Origin of the sequence: Bacillus sp. GZB, assembly GCF_001975995.1 — a bacterium.
Lineage (GTDB): Bacteria > Bacillota > Bacilli > Bacillales > Bacillaceae > Bacillus > Bacillus velezensis.
Genome location: NZ_MTQG01000017.1, coordinates 204,130 through 229,574, shown reverse-complemented (window position 1 = coordinate 229,574; position 25,445 = coordinate 204,130). Strand labels below are relative to the sequence as shown.

Here is a 25,445-nt window from a genome sequence, read left to right as displayed (position 1 = left end):
GTCTATTTTCCTTCTTTTTTTAAGAAAATGCAAGACTGACGGAGAAAAAGGAAAAACCGGGATTTTCACCGCATGCCCATCAGCCCGGGCACCAACGCAAATAACCGGCTCCTTCTCAAAAAGAAGGAAAACCGGCAAGAATCAGAGCTCTAGCTCACCCATTCTAAGAAGCTCGACAACAGCTTGCGAACGCCCTTTCACACCTAACTTCTGCATGGCATTTGAAATGTGATTCCGTACAGTTTTTTCACTGATAAATAGCTCGCTTGCAATTTCCTTTGTTGTCTTGTCTTGAACGAGCAATTCGAATACTTCTCTTTCTCTTTTGGTCAGCAGCGGCTTTGATTGAAAATCTTTCTCCTTCAAGTATTGTAACCCTCCTTGCTAAGGTGAGAGCGAATCTGAAACGAATGGGTTTATATAGTCAAGATATCATATGTAAAGGGCGCTTCGGAGGTGACGTCTCTTAGAGAAATAGTTATCCGTTCAGGCGAGCAGAATGCCTTTCTCCCGCTCCGTCCAGCTGACCGCTTTGCCGCTTTTCTTCGACACTTGAACCATAACGACGGAACCTGTAAAGCACGGGAGGCCCGACTCATTTTCTCCAAGGTAATGAAGGGTGACGGACGCATTTCCGGCAGCGCTTGCTTTCACATAAATCCGCAGATTTTCATACGGCATCACCTGACGCATATAGTCACACTGCTGGCTTGCGACGACCGTCATCGTTTCCGAGTTTTGCGCCGTCATGCCTCGCTGTTTAAAATAAGCGATCCGTGCTTCTTCAAAATAGATGAAAGGGGTTACATTATTCATATGGCCGAACATATCCGTTTCTGAAAAACGAACCGATACTTCAGTAAAGAAAGAAAACGACTGTCTCCATTCTTCAAACGGGATATCAATATATTGCGGTTGTTTCATCACCTTCAGCTCCTTATAAAAAAACCTCTCCCGTGCGGAAGAGGCTCTTTTTCTCTTTCTTATACTCTGTCGCTTCCGAAGAAATTACGGAATGCTTGTAAATTGGTATCTCTGTTCAAAGCAGCGATTGAAGTCGTAAGCGGAATGCCTTTCGGGCACGATTGAACACAGTTTTGTGAATTCCCGCAATCTCCGAGGCCGCCGTCTGTCATTAACGCTTCTAAACGTTCTGCTTTGTTCATCGCGCCCGTCGGATGGGCGTTAAACAGACGCACTTGCGACATCGGGGCAGGCCCCATGAATTTCGACTTGCTGTTGACGTTCGGGCAGGCTTCGAGGCAGACGCCGCATGTCATGCATTTAGACAATTCATATGCCCACTGGCGGCGTTTTTCCGGCATTCTCGGCCCCGGTCCCAAATCGTAAGTTCCGTCAATCGGCACCCATGCTTTCACTTTTTTCAGTGAATCAAACATTCTGCTGCGGTCAACCTGAAGGTCACGGACAACCGGGAATGTTTTCATCGGCTTCAGACGGATCGGCTGTTCCAGCTTATCAATCAGCGCCGTACATGACTGGCGCGGTCTTCCGTTGATGACCATGGAGCAGGCGCCGCATACTTCTTCAAGACAGTTCATGTCCCATGCGACCGGAGTGGTTTTCTCTCCTTTTGCATTCACGGGATTTCTGCGGATTTCCATCAGGGCGGAAATCACGTTCAGATTCGGGCGGTAATTAATTTCGAATTCTTCATCGTATGGCGCGCTTTCGGGCGTATCCTGACGTGTAATGATAAACCGTATCTTTTTCTCACTCATGATTATTTCGCCACCTTCTTCTTCGAGTAGTCGCGTTTACGGGGCGCAATCAGTGATACATCGACATCCTGATATTCAAATTCCGGAGCTTCAAACGGACCGGCATGTTTAGCCATCGTCGTTTTGAGCCACTCATCGTCATTTCTTTCAGGGAAATCCGGTTTATAGTGCGCTCCCCGGCTTTCATTTCGGTTATATGCGCCGAGCGTGATGACTCTGGCAAGCTGAAGCATATTGGAGAACTGGCGGGTGAACATCGCCCCTTGGTTGCTCCATTTTGTCGTATCGTTGATATTGATTTTCTTAAAGCGTTCCATCAGCTCTTGGATTTTGTCATCCGTTTTCAAAAGCTTGTCGTTGTGGCGGACCACCGTGACGTTGGCCGTCATCCATTCTCCGAGCTCACGGTGAAGCACGTAAGCATTTTCGTCGCCGTCCATTTTCATGATATCGGCCCATTTTTCTTCTTCTTTTTTCACATAGGAATCAAATAATGAAGAAGACAGGTCTTCCGCTGATGTTTCAAGTCCGGAAACATATTTCACCGCATTCGGTCCGGCCACCATTCCTCCGTAGATTGCGGAAAGCAGAGAGTTCGCCCCTAAACGGTTTCCTCCGTGCATTGAATAATCACATTCACCCGCTGCGAACAGTCCGCGGATGCTTGTCATCTGATCATAATCAACCCACAGTCCGCCCATTGAATAGTGAACGGCAGGGAAAATTTTCATCGGAAGCTTGCGCGGGTCATCGCCCATGAATTTTTCATAGATTTCGATAATGCCGCCAAGCTTAACGTCAAGCTCTTTCGGATCTTTGTGCGACAGATCGAGATACACCATGTTTTCACCGTTGATGCCGAGTTTCTGATTCACGCACACGTCAAAGATTTCACGTGTCGCAATATCCCGCGGCACGAGGTTTCCGTAAGCCGGATATTTTTCCTCAAGGAAGTACCAAGGTTTTCCGTCTTTGTACGTCCAGACTCTTCCGCCCTCGCCGCGCGCCGATTCACTCATCAGACGCAGTTTATCGTCCCCCGGGATTGCTGTCGGGTGAATTTGGATAAATTCGCCGTTTGCATAATAAGCGCCCTGCTGATAAACGATTGATGCGGCAGATCCCGTGTTGATCATGCTGTTTGTTGATTTTCCGAATACGATTCCGGGTCCTCCCGTCGCCATAATAACGGCGTCAGAACGGAATGACTCGATTTGCATATTGGTCAGATTTTGGGCTACGATACCGCGGCACGTGCGCTCATCGTCAAGAACGGCGCCGAGGAATTCCCAGCCTTCGTATTTTGTGACGAGACCTGCCACTTCATATCTGCGCACCTGCTCGTCCAGTGCGTAAAGAAGCTGCTGACCCGTCGTCGCTCCCGCGTATGCGGTTCTGTGATGCTGTGTCCCCCCGAAACGGCGGAAGTCCAAGAGCCCTTCCGGCGTTCTGTTAAACATAACCCCCATGCGGTCCAATAAGTGGATAATGGACGGCGCCGCTTCACACATCGCTTTTACAGGAGGCTGGTTTGCCAAAAAGTCGCCTCCGTATACCGTGTCATCAAAATGCTCAAACGGAGAGTCTCCTTCCCCTTTTGTGTTGACAGCTCCGTTTATCCCGCCCTGCGCGCAGACCGAGTGAGAGCGTTTGACCGGAACGATGGAAAACAATTTAACGGCCGTGCCTGATTCCGCTGCTTTAATTGTCGCCATGAGGCCGGCAAGACCCCCGCCGACTACGATAATGCTTGATTGACTCATGATAGCCCCTCTCCCTCTAGTAATCTAGTTCTCTTACACAAACGCAAAAATCGCTTTTAAACCTACGTATGAAAGCGCTAAAAATATAATCAGCGTCACGTAAGTCGAAATTCTTTGTGAACGCGGCGTGACCGTGATCCCCCATGTGACCGCAAAAGACCATAAGCCGTTTGAAAAGTGGAAAATGACCGATAAAACGCCTACAATGTAAAAACCGAGCATAAACGGCGAGCTCAGAATATTCGCCATCATATCGAAGTTGACTTCAGCGCCCATCTGCGCGGCAACCCGCGTCTGCCATACATGCCAGCTGACGAAAATAAGGGTGAGAATACCAGTGACACGCTGAAGCACAAACATCCAGTTTCTGAAATAACTGTAGTGGCCAGCGTTGTTTTTCGCAGTAAATGCTATGTACACACCGTAAACCGCATGATAAATTAAAGGTAAGAAAATAATAAAAATTTCTAACGCATACCTGAACGGCAGACTGTCCATAAAGCCGGCCGCCTTGTTAAACGCATCCGCTCCCCTTGCGGCAAATTGGTTGACGACTAAATGCTGGATCAAAAAGATGCCGACCGGAATAACACCGAGCAAGGAATGCAATCTTCGAAAATAAAACTCTCTGTTCCCAGACATTACTTTACCCCCTGTTTGATTTAAGTGCGAAATGTACTAAAATCTCTGCCCCCACTTCGTTTCAATTGTAAGCACTTTATTAAAATTTATTGACAATTTCATTTTACTCCTCCCTCAAAAGGGCGTCAAGAAAACGTGTACATAAATTATAATTTTCGGAATTGATTATCTGGAGGGAAAATTTTATTTTCCTGCGATATCTTTCTCACATTTTTTCGCGTGTTTTATAGGATCATCCTGTAATCCTCCCCCATGTTTAAGCTATAATAAACGAAGGAGAGAGGGGAATACATAATATGAAGAATAATTATGAAGCAGCTTTAGAACCTTTAACTGAACTCGACGTCAGCGCATACGGCTACGAATTAATCCGGGAAATCGTGCTTCCGGATATCCTCGGCCCGGAGCATTCATCCATGATGTATTGGGCGGGAAAACGCCTCGCCCGCAAATTTCCTCTTCAATCGTGGGAAGAAATCCCCGCCTTTTTTGAAAAAGCCGGCTGGGGAACTTTGACAAACGCAGGATCAAAAAAACAAGAACTGGAATTCGAACTGGAAGGACCGCTCGTATCCAGCAGGCTCAAACATCAGAAAGAGCCTTGTTTTCAGCTTGAAGCCGGTTTTATAGCCGAACAGATTCAATTGATGAACGATCAGATTGCAGAATCTTATGAACAGGTAAAAAAGAGAGCGGATAAAGTCGTCCTGACCGTAAAATGGGATATGAAGGACCCTGTATAATTGAAAAAAGGCGGTGACTCCAAGTCCCGCCTTTTTGCCTGCCCGTTTACACGGCAGACGGCTGTTTAGAAAGCTCAAACGCATCATGAAGCGCTTCGACCGCTTTCACCATATCATTTTCGCTGACAACCGCTGATACTTTTATTTCAGATGTGCTCACCATTTTGACTTGTACATTTTTTTCCGCCAGTACGGCAAACATGTCCGCGGCGACGCCGGGATTTGAAACCATGCCCGACCCGACAATAGAGACTTTCGCCAGTTTTCTTTCGGTTTCAATTTTTTCATAGTCAAGCGCGTTTTTATATTCTTCAAGCACGGCGACCGTTTGCGCGGCATCTTCCGTTTTCACCGAGAAAGAAATATCCGCTTCCCCATCGTCCGACTGTGTCTGAATAATAATGTCAACGTTGATGTTTCGTTTTGCCAGCGCGGTGAAGATTGTTGAAAGTGTTGTCAATCCGCTTGCAAGGCCTGTAACGGACACCCTCGTGATCTGGTCTTCAAATGCAATTCCTCTGACGATTAAATTCTGCTCCATTGATGATTCCTCCTCAATTAATGTTCCAGCTTCATGTTCTGTGCTTGACCGCACTTCCAAAGGCACTTGGTAGTTTTTCGCGAACTCAACCGCCCGCGGGTGAAGAACACCCGCTCCTAGATTTGCAAGCTCCAGCATTTCATCATAAGAAATTCCCGCCAGTTTTCTCGCTGACCGGACATACCGCGGATCTGTCGTAAATACGCCCTGAACATCTGTATAAATGTCGCATTTATCCGCTTCCAGCGCTGCTGCAAGAGCGACCGCCGTCGTATCGGAACCGCCCCGTCCGAGCGTCGTGATGCCTCCGTCTTCCGTTACGCCCTGAAAACCGGCAACGACTGTAATTTTGCCTTCTGCAAGCTGCGAACGAATCGCCGTGATATCAATATCCGTAATTCTCGCATTACCGTGAACGGCTTCCGTGCGGACACCCGCCTGCCAGCCCGTATAAGAGACGGCGTCATATCCTTTTTCCTGAAGCGCCATGGCCAAAAGCGAAATCGTGACCTGCTCTCCCGTAGACAAAAGCATATCCATCTCGCGTCTGCTTGGTTCAGATGTGATTTCAGCCGCGAGGTTAACGAGCGCGTCGGTTGATTTTCCCATTGCCGAAACGACGACTACGACATCATGGCCTTTTTGCTTTTCAGCAATGGCGCGATTTGCGGCATTTTGAATTTTTTCGGCAGAGCCGACGGAAGTGCCTCCGAATTTTTGTACGATAAGACCCATACTAGACCACCCTTTACATTTTGGTTCGTGCGGGTGAGGAGAAAAGAGCGTTTTGTCCACAATAAAAAAAGCAATGAGAGGAATAGCTCTCATTGCTTTTTCATATCATTACGATTGATTATGAACAACGAGATAGCCCTCCAAGAAAATGAATTCTTGACAGCCTTACATTTATTTAATGCAAGGCCAGCAAATCACACCGATGGGATGTGATACACTTCGGCGACGCTCCCCTTTCAGCCTTTTTCGCAGAATCCATCATTCTCCAAAGGCTTACTATTGAAGTTCGCACCTCTATCTTCACCATATAACACGATCTTATGAAATTAGTTCACATTCTAGCAGATTTTTCAGAAAAGCACAATACTATTTTTTTAATTTTTCAAACAGCAGCTGGGCCGCCGCGGCCGGCACACCCGCTTTTTTGATATCGTCAAGGCTTGCTTCCTTCATCTTTTTGACAGATCCGAAATGTTTTAAGAGCATTTTTTTGCGTTTTTCGCCGATTCCGGGGATATCATCCAGAACGGATTGAAAGACGCTTTTTCCCCGGATCTGTCTGTGAAAGCTGATCGCAAAACGGTGAACTTCGTCCTGAATACGCTGAAGCAGGTAAAACTCTTGGCTGTTCCGCTCCAGAAACACCGGTTCAAGCGGGTCGCCGATCAAAAGGTTGGATGTTCGGTGTTTATCATCTTTCGCCAATCCCGCTACCGGTACATCAAGGCCGAGCTCATTCTCGAGCACGTCGCGCGCCGCGTTAATCTGCCCTTTTCCGCCGTCAATGATGATTAAATCCGGCAGCGGAAGGTTTTCGCGGAGCACCCTCGTGTACCTTCTTCTGACGACTTCCCTCATTGAACCGTAATCATCCGGCCCTGTTACGGTTTTAATTTTATATTTGCGGTATTCCTTTTTATTCGGTTTTCCGTCAATAAAGACAATCATGGCCGATACGGGGTTTGCGCCTTGAATATTGGAGTTGTCAAACGCTTCAATCCGATGCGGCGTGTAAATATTCAGCGCTTCGCCGAGCCGTTCGGCTGCACCGATTGACCGTTCCTCATCCCGCTCGATTAACGAGAATTTTTCCCGCAGGGCGATTTTCGCATTTTTGTGCGCAAGCAAAAGCAGCTCTTTTTTCGGGCCTTTTTTCGGCTGATGCACGGCGGTTTCAAACAGCTCGCTGATCATGTCCCTGTCAACGCTCTCAGGCACCAGAATTTCCTTAGGCAGAAAGTGATTGTTTTTAGAATAGAACTGGCCGATGAAGGTCAGAAATTCTTCATCCGCTTCCTGATACATCGGAAACATGCTGACGTCGCGTTCGATCAGTTTTCCTTGGCGAATGAAAAAGACTTGGACGCACATCCAGCCTTTATCGTAGGCATATGCAAACACATCGCGGTCCAGAAGGTCATTCATGGTCATTTTTTGCTTCTCCATCGTCGATTCGATGTGAGCAAGCTGGTCGCGGAATTCTTTAGCCCGTTCAAATTCAAGCTTTTCCGCCGCTTCTGCCATTTTCGCTTCGAGCTCTTTTTTGATTTCGTTATGCCCTCCCTTTAAAAAACGGGTGATGTCTTCAACAATCTCGCGGTTTGTCTCCTCAGATATATCCTTTACACATGGGGCGAGGCATTGTCCGAGATGATAATAGAGACAGACGCGGTCCGGAAGCTTTGAACATTTCCTGAGCGGGTAAAGGCGGTCCAGCAGTTTTTTCGTTTCCCGCGCCGCCTGCACATTCGGATACGGGCCGAAATAGCGTCCTTTGTCTTTTTTGACATTCCGGGTGACAATCAGCCGCGGATGGCGTTCATGGGTGATTTTAATAAAGGGATAGGTTTTATCATCTTTCAGCATGACATTGTATTTCGGATCGTATTTTTTAATCAGATTCATTTCCAAAATAAGCGCTTCAAGATTGGAGGAAGTCACGATATATTCAAAGTCCTCAATCTCCGTCACAAGCCGTTGGGTTTTTGCGTCATGAGAACCGGTGAAATAAGAGCGCACCCTGTTTTTCAAGACTTTCGCTTTCCCCACGTAGATGACTGTTTTTTGACGGTCTTTCATTAAATAACAGCCCGGCTGATCGGGAAGGAGGGTCAGTTTTTCTTTCAGTTGTTTATTCATACGTTACCCTTCCTTACATTCATTTCTCGTGTCCATTCAGTGTATCACGAACATTTGTTTTTCTCCATTCTCAGCTTTTGGAAGATCAAAAAAGGCGATTCCCTTTCAAAGGAATCGCCCTGCCGTAACGGAAGCTTTCGGCTTACAGATGTTTGTTTACAAGCTCTTCAAGAGCTTCTTTCGGTTTGAAACCGACAGATGTTTCAACGACTTCTCCGTCTTTCAATACGAGAAGTGTCGGGATGCTCATGACGCCGTATTTACCGGCAGTTTCTTGGTTTTCATCCACGTCGATTTTAACGATTTTCAGTTTGTCTCCCATTTCTTGATCAAGCTCTTCAAGAACGGGCGCGATCATTTTACAAGGTCCGCACCAAGGAGCCCAGAAATCAGCCAATACGACACCTTCACTTGTTTCAGCTGAGAACGATTGATCAGTTGCTTTTACGATAGCCATTTTGTTATTCCTCCAATTGTCAAATGATGATTTTTAGTATAGCATCTCCCATTCGTTCATGCTAATTTAATGCTTATATTATTTTCTCCCGAACCCGCCGGAAATAATCTTTTTTATACAGTGTATTATAACCGGGCGGCGGGCGTTCATAACTTAAGATGGGCCCGCAGGCAGCGTGATTAATACAACCGCCATCGGAGGAAGCTCCGCCTCAAGTTTTCCGCCCTTTTGAGCAAACCCGGAAAAAGGCTTCGGTTTGACGTTTTCCGGACTGCTGAATGTATTATGGGCATTCATTTTTTCCGCGTGCAGAATCGTTCCCGAAGGCTTCCCTGTCTTTTTCATGCCCCGCAGTTCAATCTTCACATCAGCTTTGTGCAGATGATCGATATTGCAAATGCTGATATGTATGTCTCCGTTTTGCTGTTTGGACGCTGAAATGCTGACTTGCGGGAGCCGGCCGTCATTCCATTCGTACCCGGCTGCTTTTGTTTCTGTCGCCAAAAAAGAAGCGTCCTGATGCACCTTAAACATATCAAACACATGATACGTCGGCGTCAACAGCATTTCTTTCCCTTTTGTCAGGATCATTGCCTGAAGCACGTTGACGGTTTGCGCGATATTGGCCATCTGTACGCGGTCTGCGTGCTGATGAAAAATGTGAAAATGCGTGGCTGCGACAAGGGCGTCACGGATCGTATTCTGCTGATACAGAAAGCCCGGATTCGTGCCCGGCTCAGGATCAAGCCACGTGCCCCATTCATCAATGATCAGCCCGACTCTTTTTTCGGGATCGTACTGATCCATGATGGCACTGTGCCTTGTGATCAATTCATCCATATGCGCTGCTTTTTTCATCGTGATGAACCATTCATCTTCCGTAAACTCCGTCGCTGATCCTTTCCCCTTCCAGAAGTCGCCCGGTATTGTGTAATAATGAAGGCTCAGCCCGTCCATGAGATCAGCGGCTTTTTTCATTAGAGTTTCAGTCCAGCGGTAATCGTCGACATTCGCGCCGCCGGCAATTTTATAGATTTCATTACCGCTGTAATTGCGGACATAGGTTTGAAAGTTTCTGTAAAGGTCGGAATAATACTCAGGATGCATGTTTCCGCCGCAGCCCCAGTTCTCATTTCCTATTCCGAAATATTTCAGCTTCCACGGTTTTTCCCGCCCGTTTTCTTTTCTCCAGTCGGACATCGGCGTGCCCGCTTCAAACGTCATGTATTCAATCCAATCAGCCATTTCTTTAACCGTTCCGCTGCCGACGTTTCCGGCGATGTACGGTTCGCAGCCGAGCAGTTCACAAAGCATCATAAACTCGTGCGTGCCGAATTCATTGGAATCAATCGTCCCGCCCCAATGGGTATTCAGCATGGTTTTGCGTTTCCCTACGCCGTTTGCCCAATGGTATTCATCTGCAAAACAGCCGCCCGGCCATCTGAGGACGGGAATCTGAAGCTGTTTGAGGGCGTCGGCGACATCCGTCCTGATCCCGCCGGTATTCGGAATATCGGAATCTTTTCCGACCCAGATGCCCTCATATATGCCTCTTCCCAGATGTTCCGCGAAATGTCCGTATATGTTTTTATTAATGGTTCCCCGTGTGATATCAGTTTGAATGACTGCCGTATTGTGAGACAAACTTGATCATTCCTTCCCCTTAATAAGAATGAAAGCACTAGAGACGATCTATGTATCTGGGATGTGTGCTGAATGGATAAGTTTGTAAGCGCTTTACAAAAGCTTATTACATTGGTTCGTACATGTCAATCTATTGTTTTATTAATCTGTAATTTGTCCGAACCAATTAACACAAACCAAAACCCTCTGACAAATAAGCCAGAGGGTTTTGATTATGAATGAATATTGGCATTTTTAAATTCCTGGGTCAGAAGCGGAACCACTTCGAACAAATCGCCGACAATTCCGTAGTCCGCTATTTTAAATATTTCCGCTTCCGGGTCTTTGTTAATGGCAACGATGACCTTACTGTTTGACATGCCCGCCAAGTGCTGAATCGCTCCGGAAATTCCGCAGGCGATATACAAATCCGGCGTGACGACTTTTCCCGTCTGGCCGATTTGAAGGGAATAATCGCAATAGTCCGCGTCACACGCGCCGCGTGAAGCGCCCACCGCTGCTCCGAGCACCTCGGCAAGTTCTTTTAACGGTTCAAATCCATCTTTGCTTTTTACACCGCGGCCGCCTGCTACGATAATTTTCGCTTCTGATAAATCCACGCCGTCCGCCGTTTTTTTGACTACTTCTTCAATGACCGTCCGCAAATCTGCCGGAGGTGCCGCAAGCTCTTCAATATCACCCGTGCGGCTCGCGTCTTTTTCTAATGCCTGAATGTTGTTCGGACGGATTGTCGCCAAAATGAACGGATCGGTTGAAATCACCTGTTCAAAGGCTTTGCCCGAATAAATCGGTCTTGTAAAAACGATGTTGTCTCCGGTAACGCTTACATCCGTGCTGTCTGAGATCAGCCCCGTTTCAAACCGGGCCGCAAGCTTAGGTGACAAATCTTTTCCCATAGAAGTATGGCCGAAAATGACCGCATCAGGCTTTTCATTTTCGATCAGATCCCCGAGAACCGCGGCATATCCGTCCGCCGTATACTGAGTAAGCCCCGGCGCATCGGCCGTAAATACTTTGTCGGCGCCGTACTGAATGAGTTCCGGTGCTGCATCAGCCGCGCCTTTTCCCATCAGCACGCCGATGACATCTCCTCCGCCGGAAATGGTTTTGCCTGCGGCTATGGCTTCAAAGGTGACGTTCCGTAAGGCGCCGTCACGAATTTCTCCGAGTACGATCACTTTTTTTCCCATTCTGACATCCCCCAGTTTCTTTAATATCGGTTTATACGACTTTGGCTTCTTTTCTCAGCAGTGACACAAGCTCTTTCGCCTGATCAGCGGCTTCTCCTTCGATCAGTCTGCCCGCTTCTTTTTGCGGCGGCAGAAAACGTTCGATCGTTTTGAGCTTCGGTGCGGCTTCATCTTCATCAATGTCGAGATCATCAAGCTCAAGTTCTTCCAGCGGTTTTTTCTTCGCCTTCATAATGCCCGGAAGCGACGGATAGCGCGGCTCGTTTAAGCCTTGCTGTGCCGTGATGACTAAAGGAAGTGAGGTTTTAATGATTTCGGTATCCCCTTCATTGTCTTTCTCTGCCACAGCTTCATCGCCGCTGATTGTCAGTTTTGTGATCGTTGTGACGCAAGGAATGTTCAGCAGTTCGGCAAGCCTTGGAGCCACTTGGCCTGAACCGCCGTCAATCGCGACATTTCCGCCGAGAATCAGATCATATTCCCGGTCCTTAAAATAATGATATAAGATAGTTGAAATGGAGTATTGGTCAGGATCGCTCAGATCATCTTCAATATTGATTAACACCGCCTGGTCACAGCCCATCGCAAGGGCGGTTCTCAGTTCTTTCTCCGCATCTTCTCCGCCGACGGTTACGGCGGTAACGGTTCCGCCGTGCTCTTCCTTCAGCTGTATGGCTTCTTCAATGGCGTATTCATCATACGGATTGATGATAAATTCGGCCCCGTCCTCCTGAATCTTTCCTGCTTCAATGACGATTTTCTCTTCTGTGTCAAACGTCCGTTTCATCAGTACAAATAGATTCATAATCTTATCCCCTTTATCTTCGCCCACCGAATTGAGGCTTTCTTTTTTCGAGAAATGCCTGAATGCCTTCTTTTGCGTCATCTGATGCAAATGCTTCCCCAAAGCGCTTTGCTTCAAGCTTTAAGCCCCCGTCATAAGAATAGATCTTGTTTGAATAAAGGAGCTCAAGCAGATAAGCCATCGACTGCGGGCTTTTTTCCGCAAACTTGCCCGCGAGCGTTTTCGCCTTTTTCAGCAGCTCTTCCTCATGTTCGGCGCCTATCGTCACAAGGCCGAGGCTGAGCGCTTCTTCTCCGGTCACAGGTTCTGAAGTGCCGATCATTTCAAGCGCTTTCGCCGTACCGACGTACCGGGGAAGCCGCTGCGTCCCGGCAAAGCCCGGAATAATGCCGAGATTCAGCTCGGGCAGGCCAAGCTTTGCATCCAATGTAGCGATTCTGATATGGCAGGCCATGGCTAGCTCAAGACCGCCGCCGAGCGCAGCGCCGTGAATCGCTGCGATAACGGGCTTCGGAAACCCTTCAATTCTTTCCATCAGCTGCTGGCCTTTATCCGCCATGGCAGAAGATTGCTCAAGATTTTCAAGCGACGTAAATTCCTTTATATCGGCGCCCGCCGAGAAAAATTTTCCCTCACCGCGAATGATGATGCTTCTGACGCTGTCATCCGTTTCACACCTGTCGAACAGACCGGACAACTCATCTAAAACCGCACCGGACAGCGCGTTGGCCGGCTGATGATTAATGGTGATCACCGCAACAGATTGTTCTACCGCCATCGAAAGGCTGTTCATCCGTCAACCCCCTTTAGTTTTGATGAATTCCTGACACCAACAGCTCCAATACCTTGTCTGACAAATCCGGAAGATCATATTTCTGATCGTTCATCACCCATGTTGTCACTGTTTCATCTATCGTCCCGAATATCATCTGCCGGGCGAGGCGGACGTCGAGATTGTCTTTCCATTCCCCCGACTTGATTCCTTCGGTCAAAATGGTGTCCAGCATGTTTAAATAACCTTTTAAAATATCATTGATTTTCAGGCGCAGCTTGATATTCGACTGTCTGAGCTCAAGCTGGGTCACAATCGCGAGGTGGCGGTCATTGCCGAGCAGTGTGAAATGCTGCTTAATAACGAGAGCGAGTTTTTCTTTTGCCGTCGTTTTTTCTTTCACTTCTTCTTCCATGCGTTCAATGAACTGGCCCATCTTTTCTTTAAAAAGAGAAATGAGTATATCCTCTTTGTTTTTGAAATATAAATAGATGGTGCCGTCCGCAACGCCGGCCTGCTTGGCGATTTTGGATACCTGTGATTGGTGATAGCCGTTTTCCGCTATGACTTCTACTGCTGCATCAATAATCTGCATATACTTTGGCCGTTTTTGGTTCAATGTCATCGTTCCTTCCTTCGATAAATGAATGACTATTCATTCATAACTTCATGATAAAAAGGAATCCGGATTTTGTCAAGTTTTTCTTTTAAGGCACCTTGTTTTCACGGGAAGCATCTTCCTCTTCGACTAAACGCCTTCTTAATATTTTTCCGACGGCCGTTTTCGGAAGCTCTTTTCTGAATTCGTAAAGCTTCGGGACTTTGTACGGCGCAAGCCGCTCTCTTGCAAACGCATCAAGCTCATCGGCATCTGCCTCGGCGCCTTTTTTCAAAACGATAAATGCTTTCACCGTTTCCCCCCTGTAGGAATCAGGAACGCCCGCTACGACGATTTCCTGAACGGCTTCATGCTCATACAGCGCCTCTTCCACCTCTCGGGGGTAAATGTTGTATCCGCCGGCAATGATGATGTCTTTTTTCCTGTCGGCGATGTAGAAAAATCCTTCCTCATCCATATATCCCATATCTCCGGTAAACAGCCAGCCGTCTCTGATGACACGCGCGGTCTCCTCCTGCTTATTCCAGTATCCTTTCATGACTTGAGGGCCTTTTACAATCAGCTCGCCGTGTTCATACGGCTCCGCAAGCCCGCCTTTTTCTTCTGAATAGATTCCGGCGTCGGTATTGGGCCAGGGACAGCCGATGCTGCCGGGTTTGTTTTTTCCCCAGATGAAGTTTGAATGGGTAACCGGTGATGCTTCGGATAATCCGTAGCCTTCCACAAGCTTTCCTCCGGTCACTTTTTCAAATTTCTGTTTGACCTCAACCGGAAGCGCCGCTGAACCGCTCGGACAATTTTCAATGGAGGACAGATCATATTTATTCAGCTCCGGATGATGCAACAGCCCGATGTAAATCGTCGGCGCCCCGGGAAAAACCGTCGGCTTCAGCCTGTCGATTGTTTTCAAGGTATCCAAAGGATTGAATTTGGGAAGAAGGATCATTTCACATCCCTGCATAATGGAAAAATTGAGCACGGCGGTCAATCCGTACACATGAAAAAAAGGCACGATGCCGAGCACCTTTTCGGCTCCCTTTTTCATTTTGTACATCCAGGCGGCGCACATTTCTGTATTGGCCTGAATGTTCCGGTGTGTGAGCATGACACCTTTCGGATAGCCGGTTGTTCCGCCCGTGTATTGAAGCACGGCGATGTCATGCGCAGGGTCAATATCAAATGGCTCCGCTTCCTCCGCTTTTTCGTTTTTTAAAATATCCGCTAATTTGTGAATTTGTTCGCATCCGTCATAATCAATATGAACCTGCTGTTTTTGTGTGAGCGTATACAGCATATTTTTCGGAAACGGCAAAAAGTCTTTTATACTCGTTGTAATAATGCGTTCGACGAGTGATAACGTTTTCATTTTTATCACTTTCGGAAACAGCATATCGAGGGTGATGATCACGCGCGGCGCACTGTCTTTCAGCTGATACTCAAGCTCGTGTTCCGTGTAGAGAGGATTGGTCTGAACGACAATGCCGCCGGCAAACAATACGCCGTAAAAAGCGATGACCGACTGCGGACAATTGGGCAGCATAATGGCGGCTCTGTCCCCTTTTTTCAGGCCTGTTTTGCGTAAAAAAGCGGCTAGCTTTAACGAATCTGTGAGAACGTCTTGGAATGTGAGTTTTTTTCCGAGAAAATAAATGGCGGTGTGGTTCGGGAATTGAGCTGCGGAGTTTGTCAGATTGGATGGCAGGGTTTGATCGGTAAATTCAAGCTCATGCGGAATCTCTTCGGGATATTGAGAAAGCCATGGCTTTTCAGACTGCATAATACCTCTCCCTTCTGTTTTCCTATACGCTATTATTATAGCAGAAGGGTGATTGGAATTGGAAAGCGTTTCATGTGAAATTTCGAGTTTCAGGAGGTGTTGAGTTTGCTGGAAACGCTGCATTTTGAAGAAGGAGTTCCTATCCTGCGCCAGCTGCCGAAGCCGTTTACGTCAGCCGCCTTTTTGCTCCATCCCTTTGTCCGGATGCCTGATGGGTGGGAAGAGCAAAAGCGCAAACGGCCTTATGAACATATGTATCCGAGTGATGAGGAGATCATCGCGATGGGCAGACCCGTTTCCTGGCAAACCGTCATGACCGTTTGCGGATTGCGCTCTGAAAAAGAAACGGCACTTGCGCTTATGAGCGCTGTCATGGCACTTCGGGATGAATATGCACATCCTGAATCCGCCGAGCTGTTAAATCGGCTTCATCATCCCGATCTGTACTTGCCGAGCGAGGATGTCACTTCACCATTTTTAATTCCGGGACTTTTGGATGTGTTCCGTTCAAAAGGCATAAAGCGCTGCACTTATTATGAGCCTGTCGAAGAGAAAGGCATATTTTCACTCAATCAAACGGCGGCTTCGGATGTATGCGGATTGCTGCGGGCTGACATGATCATTGCCGACGAAAAACGGCGCGCCGCTTTTATGAGCATATATGATTCTTTTACGACACTCTTTCTCATGGAAGATCAAGACATGCCGTCTGTCATCCGCGCCATGAGTTGGGAAGCCGTCATTTGCTCTGATACGGCCTGCATAAACTGGTATTCTCAATAAAAAAGGCCGCCGATTTTAGTTCGGCAGCCTTTTTTCAGTATTAAGATGTCATGACCAGATAAATAAGTCCGATGAACAGAAAAATTCCCGCTGCCGACAGCAGCACTTTCGCAAGCTTCTCCATTTTTCCCCGTCCCCTTAAATCCCGGCGGCCACCACAAATGACAGGCCGACTGAGATGACAAATGAAATAAAGCCGACAGCTCTGTTATCTTTTTCAATTTCTTTATCAATTTTAAACCGGGGCGTCAGAAATTCAAAGATAAAATAGCTGATTAAAAGCATAATAAATCCGTATACGCCCCAGCCGATCATTTGCAAAAGCGAATTATGCTGGGCGATGCTGTGCTGAAAGACATTTGCGATACCGAGAATTTTCCCTCCGGTCGCCATTGCCACTGCAAGATTGCCTTTTTGGATTTCCACCCAGTTTTTATAGGATGTCACCAATTCAAACACGGTCAGAAAAATGACGAGACACAAGACGGCTACACTGTAATAAGCCGCGATTTCAACAAGCTCATTTTCCCAAAAAGCATTCATGACGTTTACTCCCTTTTTATTTTAGTTCGACAATCGTTACGCCTGATCCTCCTTCTCCCGCTTCCCCGAACCGCGAGCTTTTCACGCTGCGGTGGTTTTTCAGAAGATCCTGCACCCCTTTTCGGAGGGCGCCCGTGCCTTTTCCGTGAATGATGGACACTCTCGGATAGCCGGCAAGCACCGCGTCATCTAAATATTTTTCGACGCGGCTGAGGGCGTTTTCGTAACGCTCTCCCCTGAGGTCAAGTTCAAGGGATACGTGATAATCCTTCCCTTTTACGGCGGTGATTGCTTTTTCTTTTTTCGGTTCAGGAGCCGATTTGAGGAACTCAAGATCTTTTTCCTTCACCTTCATTTTGAGAATGCCGATTTGGACGTTCCATTCTTTCTCGCCGGTTTTCTCAAGCAGCGCCCCTTTTTGTCCGAATGTGAGCACCTTTACTTCGTCGCCCGGCTTGAGCTCGCGTTTTTTCTCTGTTTTTCTTTCCGGCTGCTTTGATTTTTCAAAAGCCGGCATCGCGTCTCCGAGACGTTTTTTGGCGTCAATCAGCTCGTGTTCCTTAAAGGATCTGTGTTCTTGCTTGATGGACCGGAGTTCGCGGATGATCTGTTCGGCTTCTTTTGCGGCGGCTTCCAGTTTTTCCGCAGCTTTCTGCTCGGCTTCTTCCATCATTTTATCTTTTTGGGCGTTCAGCTCAATGATTTGCTGCTGAAGCTCTTTGTGCAGTTTTTCTGCTTCTTTTCTGATTGATTCGGATTCAGAAAGTTCTTCATCCGCTCTTTTTTTGCTTTTTTCAAGCGATGCGATCATCAGATCGACTTCGTTATGTTCGGCGGTCATTTCTGACTTCGCCTGGCCGATGATATGCTCCGGAAGCCCAAGGCGTCTTGAGATTTCAAATGCGTTGCTTCGGCCCGGCACTCCGATCAGAAGCTTATAGGTAGGCGAAAGCGTTTCGATGTCAAATTCAACGCTGGCATTCATGACGCCTTGTCTGTTATATCCGTATGCTTTCAGTTCCGGATAATGCGTTGTCGCAAGCACTCTGGCGTTTGTCCGGTGAACTTCGTCAAGGATGCTCATGGCAAGCGCCGCTCCTTCCTGCGGATCTGTTCCGGCACCGAGTTCATCAAACAGCACAAGACTGTTTTCAGACACGTCTTTTAAAATATTGACGATATTGACCATGTGGGAAGAGAACGTACTCAGACTTTGTTCGATCGACTGTTCATCGCCGATATCGGCAAACACATTGTCAAATACGGCTGCTTCCGATCCTTCATCAGCCGGTATGTGCAATCCTGCCTGCGCCATTATCGTCAGCAGCCCGAGTGTTTTTAACGTAACGGTTTTACCGCCCGTATTCGGTCCCGTGATAACGATCGTTGAGTAATCTCCGCCCAGTTCAATATCGTTGGCCACGACTTGATCTTGGGGCAGCAGCGGATGGCGCGCTTTTTTCAGCCGGATAAAACCGTCTCCGTTCATGAGTGGTTTTGTTGCCTTCATTGCTTTTGCGTATCTCGCTTTGGCGAAAATGAAATCCAGTGTCTGCAGCACTTCCACATTTTGAGCGATTTCTTGTGTGTGTTCAGCCGTATGCTCCGTCAGCATTCGGAGAATCCGTTCGATTTCCTGTTTTTCTTTTACTTTCGCCTGCTGAAGCGAGTTGTTCATATCTACGATCGCCTGCGGTTCAATAAACAGTGTCGCACCGGATGAAGATGTATCGTGGACAATTCCGCCGTAGCTTGATCTGTATTCCTGTTTGACCGGGATGACAAAGCGGTCATTCCGAATCGTAACGATGGTGTCAGACAGCATTTTAGAAGCGGAAGATGAACGCAGCATCGATTCAAGCCGGTCTCTGACTCTTGATTCAAGCGTCCTGAGCTGCGTGCGGATTCCCCTTAAAGCGGGAGACGCATGATCAAGCACTTCACCATGGTCATCAATGCAGGAGTTAATCTCCCTTTCCAAATCGCCTAATGTAATCAGCTCTTCTGCATGGGCCTGTATCAGCGGAATGCCGACGCCGTCTTCTGTCATTTGGCTGATAAAATGCTTCATTTGTTTAACGGCATACAGCAGCCCGGACAATTCGGTGAATTCCGCCGGCGTCAGCACACTGCCGATTTCCGCCCGCCGTAAAGCGGACCTTATGTCGGTCAGGCCGCCGAACGGAGCATGGCCTCTCAAGCGCATGACCGCGGATGCTTCTTCGACTTCATCCAGCTGTTTTTGGATGTCTGAGAGATCCGTCAAAGGTTTCAGCTGCAGAAGCTTCTCCCGGCCGAGCGATGAGGCGGCATGTGCGGTAATCTGTTCTTTTACTTTATGAAATTCAAGTGATGATAACACTTTTTGCTGCACGGTTTTGTGATCCTCCTTACTTAATCATTGCGCGTCAGAAATGCTTTGACCTCGTGTAGCGGCCGGGCGTTTAACACTTGTTTTGTTTCCGTCCAGCCTTTGCGCGCAGCGGTCACGCCCGTTTTCATATCATCGAGCATCTCGATATTATGGGCATCGGTATTAATGACCAAAGTCACACCTTTTTCATTTGCTTTGATCAGATGCTCAGTCCGCAAATCAAGGCGCGCGGGGTTTGCATTCAGTTCAAGCGCCGTATTTGTTTTGGCGGCGAGTTCAATCAGCATGTCGATGTCGACTTCATAGCCGGCCCGTCTGCCGATCAGGCGTCCCGTCGGGTGGGCGATAATGTCCACGTGCTTATTCGTCAGCGCCTGTTCAAGCCGTTTCATAATGACATGCTCCGGCTGGCTGAAGCTTGAATGAATAGACGCGATGACAAGATCCATTTCAGACAGAACACTGTCATCATAATCGAGCGAACCGTCGGGGAGAATGTCCATTTCTACGCCTTTAAAAATATGAAAATTTTCAAATTCAGCATTTAACGCATCAATTTCTTCCGCCTGTTTTTTGAGCCGTTCGGCCGTTAACCCGTTGGCTACCTTTAAATATTGGGAATGGTCGGTAATCGCCATGTACTGATAGCCTTTTGCCATACAAGCTTCTGCCATTTCTCTGATGGAAAAAGCGCCGTCACTCCAGGCTGAGTGCATGTGGAGATCGCCTTTTATCGCTTTATGCTCCACAAGGTCCGTTTCTTCCCGGTACGTGTCGACCTCCTGCCCGGTTTCTCTGAGCTCAGGAGGAATAAACGGCAGACCGAAGTGGGCGTAAAACGCTTCTTCGCTCGGGAATGTTTTGACGTCTCCCGTTTCTATGGTTTCTACTCCGTATTCACTGATCCGTTCACCGCGCTCTTTCGCCAGCTGGCGCATTTTAATGTTGTGATCTTTAGAACCGGTAAAATGATGCAGTGTGGTGGCAAACTGTTCCTCTGTCACAAGCCGGAAATCCACACTCGTCTCATATTCAAAGGTCAGGATGACTGATACTTTTGTATCCCCGCTCGCTATCACGTCTTTTACGTTCGGGAGGGAAAGAAGCTGTTCTCTGACAGCCTCCGGATGATCTGTAGCGATAATGTAATCCAGATCTTTTACGGTTTCCCGCGCTCTTCTGAGACTGCCGGCCCGGGAATATTTCTGAATATCCGTCAGCCGGGCTAAATGTTCTTCAATTACTGAAGCAATACCGAGCGCATAGCCGATCGGAAACCGTTCCGGCTGTTTTCCGGCTTCTCCGAGAGCCTGAAGGATTTTCTCCTCCGTTTTTTTGCCGAAACCGGCGAGCCCCTGTACTTTTTGCTGCTCGCACGCTTCTTTCAGCGATTCCGCGTCATGAACGCCCAGTTCCTGATACAGCTTGGCGATTTTTTTGCCGCCGAGGCCCGGAAGCTTCAAAAGAGGAACCAAGCCTTCCGGAACTTCTTTCTGCAATTGGAGAAGCGTGCCGGACACACCTTCCTGCATATATTCACGAATGACGCCGTAAGTGCCTTTTCCGATGCCGGATATAGACATCATGTCGTCGATTTCCGACAGGCTGCGGTCATCCTGCTCAAGCGCCGCTGCCGCTTTTCGGAAGGCTGATATTTTAAACGGGTTGTCCCCTTTCAGTTCCATATAGACCGCAATCGTTTCAAGCAGCCTGATGATATCTTTTTTATGCATACTGTTAACCCCCAGTCGTTTCCTGCTTTTCATCATACAAATTTTTCTCCTCCGGCACAACTGGCGCAGAGCTTGAAAAAAACTTCTCCGGTCAAGAGAAGTTTTTTATGCCCCGTACTGGGCCCACAGTTCTTGCAGGAGCCCTGACAGATACGGCGTATGATGTGTGATGATATTTGCAAGCGTCGATTGTGCGAGCATATCCTGAAGCACGCTTACCGGCAGTACGGATGCGACGTATAACAGGATAAACGCAAATAAATAGACTTCCAGAAATCCGAGCACCCCGCCCAGCAGTTTGTTGATCTGTTTAATGACCGGAATGCTGGCGATAATATTAAGCGCCGCTCCGATAATCCGAAGCAGAATCTTTGCGATGATAAACAAAATGACAAACGCGATCGCGTTGTAATAAGCCGTCTCTACGTTTCCTTTAATAAAAGACAGAGCCGCCTGCCCGCCGGAAAAATCAGGCGCGGGTATAAAGCTCAGATGCGGGGCCAGGTTTTTGTAAAAAAGCGCCGCAAACGCAATCGAGAGGATGAAACTCGTTAAATATATAAATTGGAGGATAAATCCTCTTTTTAATCCAAGCAATGTGCCCATTAAGAGCAAAACTAAGATGATGATATCTATCATATGGTGTTCATTCCTTTTCTTTAAGCTGCCGCTCCAGTATTTCATATTTTTCTTGCAGTTTCATATAATCATGCACGACATTGACCGCAGTCAATACAGCGAGCTTATTTATATCAAGATATGGATTTTTCTCGTTGATTTCTCTCATTTTATCATCAACCACTCCGGCCACATGGCGCATGTGCGCTTTGCTTTCTTCCCCGATAATGGTGAAGTGCTGGCCGTAAATGTTTACTGTCGTTTTGGTTTTTTTGCCGTCAGACAACGTTTCTCCTCCATTCCGCGAGAATCCTAGTTCCTATCATACCACGATTATCGTTTGAATGGAAAGACGAGCCTCAGGCTGTTATGATACACTGGTATATACAGTGAAAAGTGCCAAAAAAGGAGATTATATCGTGTCCCATTCTGTTATAAAAGTATCCGCTTCCGCTATGGAACAAATGAAACAATCCTATGCCGGCTCCCTTACTCCCGCGGTTCCGCAGGGCGCCGTCTTCCAGGCCAAGCCTCCGGGCTGTACCATTACAGCCTACCGCTCGGGCAAGGTTCTCTTTCAAGGAAAAAACGCCGGCACAGAAGCGGCCCGCTGGGGAACGGCTGAGGCGCCGAAGGCAAAGAAAACCGTCAAAAAAGCGGCCGACCCGCTCTACGCTCCGCCGGCGGGCATTGCCTCCATGTCAGTGATCGGCTCTGATGAAGTCGGAACAGGCGATTACTTCGGGCCGATAACAGTTGCCTGCGCCTACGCCGACAAATCAAAGCTCTCTTTAATGAAAGAACTCGGTGTGAAGGATTCGAAGGATTTAAAAGATCCGCAGATTATTGAAATCGCCAAACTGTTAATTAAAACCATTCCTTACAGCCTGCTTGTGTTAAAAAACGAAAAATACAATCAGATGCAGGAAAAAGGCATGAGCCAAGGAAAAATGAAGGCGCTCCTTCATAATCAGGCGATTTCCAATCTGCTGAGAAAAATGAACGGCGTTAAACCGGAAGCGATTCTGATTGACCAATTCGCAGAGCCCGGCATTTATTTTAAGCATCTTTCCGGACGGGATATCGTAAAAGAAAAAACGTTTTTCAGCACGAAAGCGGAAAGCATACATCTTTCCGTCGCCGCAGCCTCTATCATTGCGCGATATTCTTTCTTAATTGAAATGGATAAGCTTTCCCGAGAGGCTGGGATGACGATTCCAAAAGGCGCGGGGCCGCACGTCGATGAAGCTGCCGCCAAGCTGATCATCAATAAGGGAGAAGGTGCGCTCAGAACGTTCACCAAACTTCATTTTGCCAATACGCAAAAAGCGAAACGCCTTGTTGAACGGAAGCGGTCATAATAAAAAAGCTTGCAGAGTGATCTGCAAGCTTTTTCTTTATCCCCTTAATACGGCCTGATACGTTTCTTCCAGCGCTTTCAGCACGTTTTCATGTACTTTTGTCACTTCTTCTTCTGTCAATGTTTGTTCAGGGTTAACATATTGGAGCGAGAAGGCGACGGATTTTTTGCCTTCTTCCATATGCTCACCTTCGTACACATCAAATACGGTGACTTCTTTCAGCAGCGCGCCGCCGGCTTCTTTGATCACGGCTTCGAGCTGTCCGCTTGTAACGGTTTTATCTGCCACAAGCGCAATGTCGCGCGTGACGGACGGGTACTTCGGAATCGGCGTATACACGACAGGTTCTGTTTCCTCGGTCAGAAGCGCGTGCAGATCAAGCTCGAACACATACGTTTCTTTGATATCCAGCTCTTTTTCCATTGCCGGATGCACCTGGCCGATAAATCCGGCAAGCGAACCGTTCAATAGAATGTTTGCCGTCCGGCCGGGATGCATGTTTTTGCGTTCTGACTGGACAAATTCAACCCGGTCTGACACATTCAATTGATGCAGCAGGCCTTCAACGATTCCTTTGGCGACGAAGAAATCAACCGGCTTTTTCTCACCCTGCCATAAATTTTTGCGCCACAATCCGGTTACAGCTCCGGCAACCCGTTCTTTTTCAACCGGTTTTGTGTTTTCTTCTTTCGTCAGAAATACAGAACCCGTTTCATATAAAGCAACGGAATCAGTCTGTCTGGCCAGATTGTATGAAACGGCTTCAAGAAGATTCGGCACGAGGCTGTGTCTGAGAATGCTTCTTTCTTCGCTCATCGGCAGGGCAAGCATCGTGTTGAATGATTTTTCGATCGCAAAAGCGGCCGCTTTTTTATCATTCGTTAATGAATAAGTGGTCGCTTGTGAAAGACCCGCTCCTTCAAGGAAACGTCTCACTTTCCGGCGTTTTGCCTGATACGGTGTCAAGCCGCCTGTCGTGCCGGCCGTTTCCGGAAGCGTGGACGGAATATTGTCATACCCGTACAATCTCGCCGCTTCTTCAATCAGGTCTTCTTCTATTCTAATATCTCCGCGGCGCGACGGCACCGTTACGACGAGAACGTCTTCAGCTTCACCGACTGCAAACCCGAGGCGCTTGTAAATGCTGATGATTTCTTCTTTAGCGATTGTCATGCCGAGCACGGCGTTCACTTTTTCAACAGACACGTGAATATTGTTTGCTTCGATTTTCAGATGGTTTTCTTCAACCGTGCCTGAGAGCACTTCTCCGCCGGCATATGCCTGAATGAGACTGCAGGCCCGTTCAGCCGCCAGCAAAACACGGGCCGGATCAATGCCTTTTTCATATCTGGCGCTCGCTTCGCTTCTCAGTCCGAGGTCTCTCGACGCTTTGCGGACGGTCTGTCCGTCGAAATAAGCGGCTTCCAGTAAAATCGCAGTGGTGTCTTCGCGGACTTCAGACTCAGCTCCGCCCATGACTCCCGCAACGGCTTGCGCTTTTTTTCCGTTTGTGATGACCAAATGGCTGCTTGACAGCTTGCGCTCTTGTTCATCCAGCGTCACGATGGTTTCGTTTTCCGCCGCTTTTCTGACGACGACCTCTTTTGAACCGAACCGGTCGTAATCGAAAGCGTGAAGCGGCTGTCCGTACTCAAGGAGGACGAAGTTTGTAATATCCACGACGTTATTATGCGGGCGGATGCCTGCATTCATCAGCTTCGTCTGCATCCAAAGCGGAGACGGGCCGATTTTGACGTTTTTAATGATTTTTGCGGCATAATGCGGATTGGCCTGCGTATCTTCAACCTTAACGGAAACAGCATCCGCCGCTTTTTCTGCCGCTTTTTCATATGAAGCCTCCGGAAGCTTTACCTCTGCGCCGAGGATAGCCGCAACTTCATAAGCCACGCCAAGCATGTTCATCGCGTCGGCGCGGTTCGGCGTTAAGCCCAATTCTAAAATCGCATCATCAAGCTGAAGGGCCGCCATTGCGTCAGCTCCCGTTTCAGCATCATTCGGAAAAACGAAAATGCCTTCCGCATATTCTTTCGCCACGAGCTTGCTTTCAATGCCGAGCTCCTGAAGGGAACAGATCATGCCGTGAGACGCTTCGCCGCGCAGCTTGGCTTTTTTAATTTTGAAATTGCCGGGAAGCACGGCTCCGACCGTTGCAACTGCAACCTTCTGTCCTTTATCAACATTCGGGGCGCCGCAGATAATCTGCACGGGTTCCTCCTCACCAATATCAACAAGGCATTTGTTGAGTTTGTCGGCATTCGGGTGCTGTTCGCGCTCAAGCACGTGTCCGATGACAACGCCTTTTACGCCCTCCCCTTTATACTCGATACCCTCAACTTCAATACCGGCTCTCGTAATTTTTTCTGCAAGCACGGCCGGGTCGATTCCCTGCAAGTCAACGTAATCTTCTAACCATTTATAAGAAACAAACATGTGTATCCTCCTC

23 protein-coding genes and 1 riboswitch are annotated in these 25,445 nt (G+C 47.9%); of the genes, 3 read left to right on the top strand and 20 right to left on the bottom strand.

Going from position 1 to position 25,445, the window contains the following annotated elements; translation table 11 throughout:
- Positions 1-141: 141 nt before the first annotated feature.
- From gerE to sdhC, 5 genes are all read right to left on the bottom strand, one after another.
- Positions 142-366, bottom strand: a complete 225-nt coding sequence (gene gerE / locus BXO87_RS12145) for a spore germination transcription factor GerE (RefSeq protein WP_003152579.1) — start codon at positions 364-366, stop codon at positions 142-144.
- A 120-nt stretch (positions 367-486) separates the two neighbouring features.
- A complete protein-coding gene (locus tag BXO87_RS12140; protein WP_003152577.1) occupies positions 487-924 on the bottom strand; it encodes an acyl-CoA thioesterase in 438 nt (145 codons plus the stop codon).
- Positions 925-983: 59 nt separating this feature from the next.
- Entirely contained in the window at positions 984-1,742 is a 759-nt protein-coding gene (gene sdhB / locus BXO87_RS12135; RefSeq protein WP_003152575.1) for a succinate dehydrogenase iron-sulfur subunit, read from the bottom strand.
- A 2-nt stretch (positions 1,743-1,744) separates the two neighbouring features.
- Complete coding sequence (gene sdhA, locus BXO87_RS12130; protein ID WP_003152573.1) at positions 1,745-3,505, bottom strand: succinate dehydrogenase flavoprotein subunit; 1,761 nt, start codon at positions 3,503-3,505, stop codon at positions 1,745-1,747.
- A gap of 33 nt (positions 3,506-3,538) precedes the next feature.
- A complete protein-coding gene (gene sdhC / locus BXO87_RS12125) occupies positions 3,539-4,147 on the bottom strand; it encodes a succinate dehydrogenase cytochrome B558 (RefSeq protein WP_038459406.1) in 609 nt (202 codons plus the stop codon).
- Between the two features lie 296 nt (positions 4,148-4,443).
- Here sdhC and BXO87_RS12120 point away from each other — a divergent pair, with 296 nt between their 5' ends.
- The gene (locus BXO87_RS12120) at positions 4,444-4,890 is read left to right on the top strand and encodes a YslB family protein (protein ID WP_007612940.1); all 447 of its coding nucleotides are present in this window, start codon (positions 4,444-4,446) and stop codon (positions 4,888-4,890) included.
- Positions 4,891-4,936: 46 nt separating this feature from the next.
- Here BXO87_RS12120 and BXO87_RS12115 read toward each other — a convergent pair whose 3' ends face one another.
- The 9 genes from BXO87_RS12115 to BXO87_RS12070 all read right to left on the bottom strand — a co-directional run bounded on the left by BXO87_RS12115 (position 4,937) and on the right by BXO87_RS12070 (position 15,569).
- On the bottom strand, positions 4,937-6,166 hold the full coding sequence (locus BXO87_RS12115; protein WP_038459408.1) for an aspartate kinase: 1,230 nt from the start codon (positions 6,164-6,166) through the stop codon (positions 4,937-4,939).
- A 125-nt stretch (positions 6,167-6,291) separates the two neighbouring features.
- Positions 6,292-6,471: riboswitch (Lysine riboswitch) on the bottom strand.
- Between the two features lie 61 nt (positions 6,472-6,532).
- Complete coding sequence (gene uvrC, locus BXO87_RS12105) at positions 6,533-8,305, bottom strand: excinuclease ABC subunit UvrC (RefSeq protein WP_038459410.1); 1,773 nt, start codon at positions 8,303-8,305, stop codon at positions 6,533-6,535.
- 142 nt (positions 8,306-8,447) lie between these two features.
- Entirely contained in the window at positions 8,448-8,762 is a 315-nt protein-coding gene (gene trxA, locus BXO87_RS12100) for a thioredoxin (protein WP_003152560.1), read from the bottom strand.
- 153 nt (positions 8,763-8,915) lie between these two features.
- Positions 8,916-10,406, bottom strand: coding sequence for an alpha-N-arabinofuranosidase (locus BXO87_RS12095; protein ID WP_038459412.1), 1,491 nt, complete (start codon positions 10,404-10,406; stop codon positions 8,916-8,918).
- 212 nt (positions 10,407-10,618) lie between these two features.
- Positions 10,619-11,596: an electron transfer flavoprotein subunit alpha/FixB family protein gene (locus tag BXO87_RS12090; protein WP_007612948.1), complete on the bottom strand. Its 978-nt coding sequence runs from the start codon at positions 11,594-11,596 to the stop codon at positions 10,619-10,621.
- A 31-nt stretch (positions 11,597-11,627) separates the two neighbouring features.
- Positions 11,628-12,401: an electron transfer flavoprotein subunit beta/FixA family protein gene (locus BXO87_RS12085; RefSeq protein ID WP_038459413.1), complete on the bottom strand. Its 774-nt coding sequence runs from the start codon at positions 12,399-12,401 to the stop codon at positions 11,628-11,630.
- 13 nt (positions 12,402-12,414) lie between these two features.
- The gene (locus BXO87_RS12080; protein ID WP_015417952.1) at positions 12,415-13,194 is read right to left on the bottom strand and encodes an enoyl-CoA hydratase; all 780 of its coding nucleotides are present in this window, start codon (positions 13,192-13,194) and stop codon (positions 12,415-12,417) included.
- Between the two features lie 13 nt (positions 13,195-13,207).
- Entirely contained in the window at positions 13,208-13,792 is a 585-nt protein-coding gene (locus BXO87_RS12075; protein WP_007408119.1) for a TetR/AcrR family transcriptional regulator, read from the bottom strand.
- Positions 13,793-13,880: 88 nt separating this feature from the next.
- Entirely contained in the window at positions 13,881-15,569 is a 1,689-nt protein-coding gene (locus BXO87_RS12070) for an AMP-binding protein (RefSeq protein WP_038459415.1), read from the bottom strand.
- A 105-nt stretch (positions 15,570-15,674) separates the two neighbouring features.
- Between BXO87_RS12070 and BXO87_RS12065 the strand changes: the two genes are divergently transcribed.
- Complete coding sequence (locus BXO87_RS12065) at positions 15,675-16,352, top strand: DUF2711 family protein (RefSeq protein ID WP_038459417.1); 678 nt, start codon at positions 15,675-15,677, stop codon at positions 16,350-16,352.
- Between the two features lie 138 nt (positions 16,353-16,490).
- On the opposite strand, the gene BXO87_RS12060 is transcribed toward BXO87_RS12065, so the two are convergent.
- The 5 genes from BXO87_RS12060 to zapA all read right to left on the bottom strand — a co-directional run bounded on the left by BXO87_RS12060 (position 16,491) and on the right by zapA (position 21,906).
- Positions 16,491-16,895, bottom strand: a complete 405-nt coding sequence (locus BXO87_RS12060; protein WP_003152541.1) for a DUF350 domain-containing protein — start codon at positions 16,893-16,895, stop codon at positions 16,491-16,493.
- A 16-nt stretch (positions 16,896-16,911) separates the two neighbouring features.
- Positions 16,912-19,269, bottom strand: coding sequence for an endonuclease MutS2 (locus tag BXO87_RS12055; RefSeq protein ID WP_038459419.1), 2,358 nt, complete (start codon positions 19,267-19,269; stop codon positions 16,912-16,914).
- A 20-nt stretch (positions 19,270-19,289) separates the two neighbouring features.
- Positions 19,290-21,002, bottom strand: coding sequence for a DNA polymerase/3'-5' exonuclease PolX (polX, locus tag BXO87_RS12050; protein WP_038460859.1), 1,713 nt, complete (start codon positions 21,000-21,002; stop codon positions 19,290-19,292).
- 105 nt (positions 21,003-21,107) lie between these two features.
- The gene (locus BXO87_RS12045; protein ID WP_038459421.1) at positions 21,108-21,641 is read right to left on the bottom strand and encodes a CvpA family protein; all 534 of its coding nucleotides are present in this window, start codon (positions 21,639-21,641) and stop codon (positions 21,108-21,110) included.
- Positions 21,642-21,648: 7 nt separating this feature from the next.
- Entirely contained in the window at positions 21,649-21,906 is a 258-nt protein-coding gene (zapA, locus tag BXO87_RS12040) for a cell division protein ZapA (RefSeq protein WP_007408114.1), read from the bottom strand.
- Positions 21,907-22,039: 133 nt separating this feature from the next.
- Between zapA and rnhC the strand changes: the two genes are divergently transcribed.
- A complete protein-coding gene (gene rnhC, locus BXO87_RS12035) occupies positions 22,040-22,981 on the top strand; it encodes a ribonuclease HIII (protein WP_007408113.1) in 942 nt (313 codons plus the stop codon).
- 36 nt (positions 22,982-23,017) lie between these two features.
- Here the strand turns inward: rnhC and pheT are convergent, their stop codons facing one another.
- Positions 23,018-25,432, bottom strand: coding sequence for a phenylalanine--tRNA ligase subunit beta (gene pheT / locus BXO87_RS12030; RefSeq protein WP_038459423.1), 2,415 nt, complete (start codon positions 25,430-25,432; stop codon positions 23,018-23,020).
- Positions 25,433-25,445: the final 13 nt, after the last annotated feature.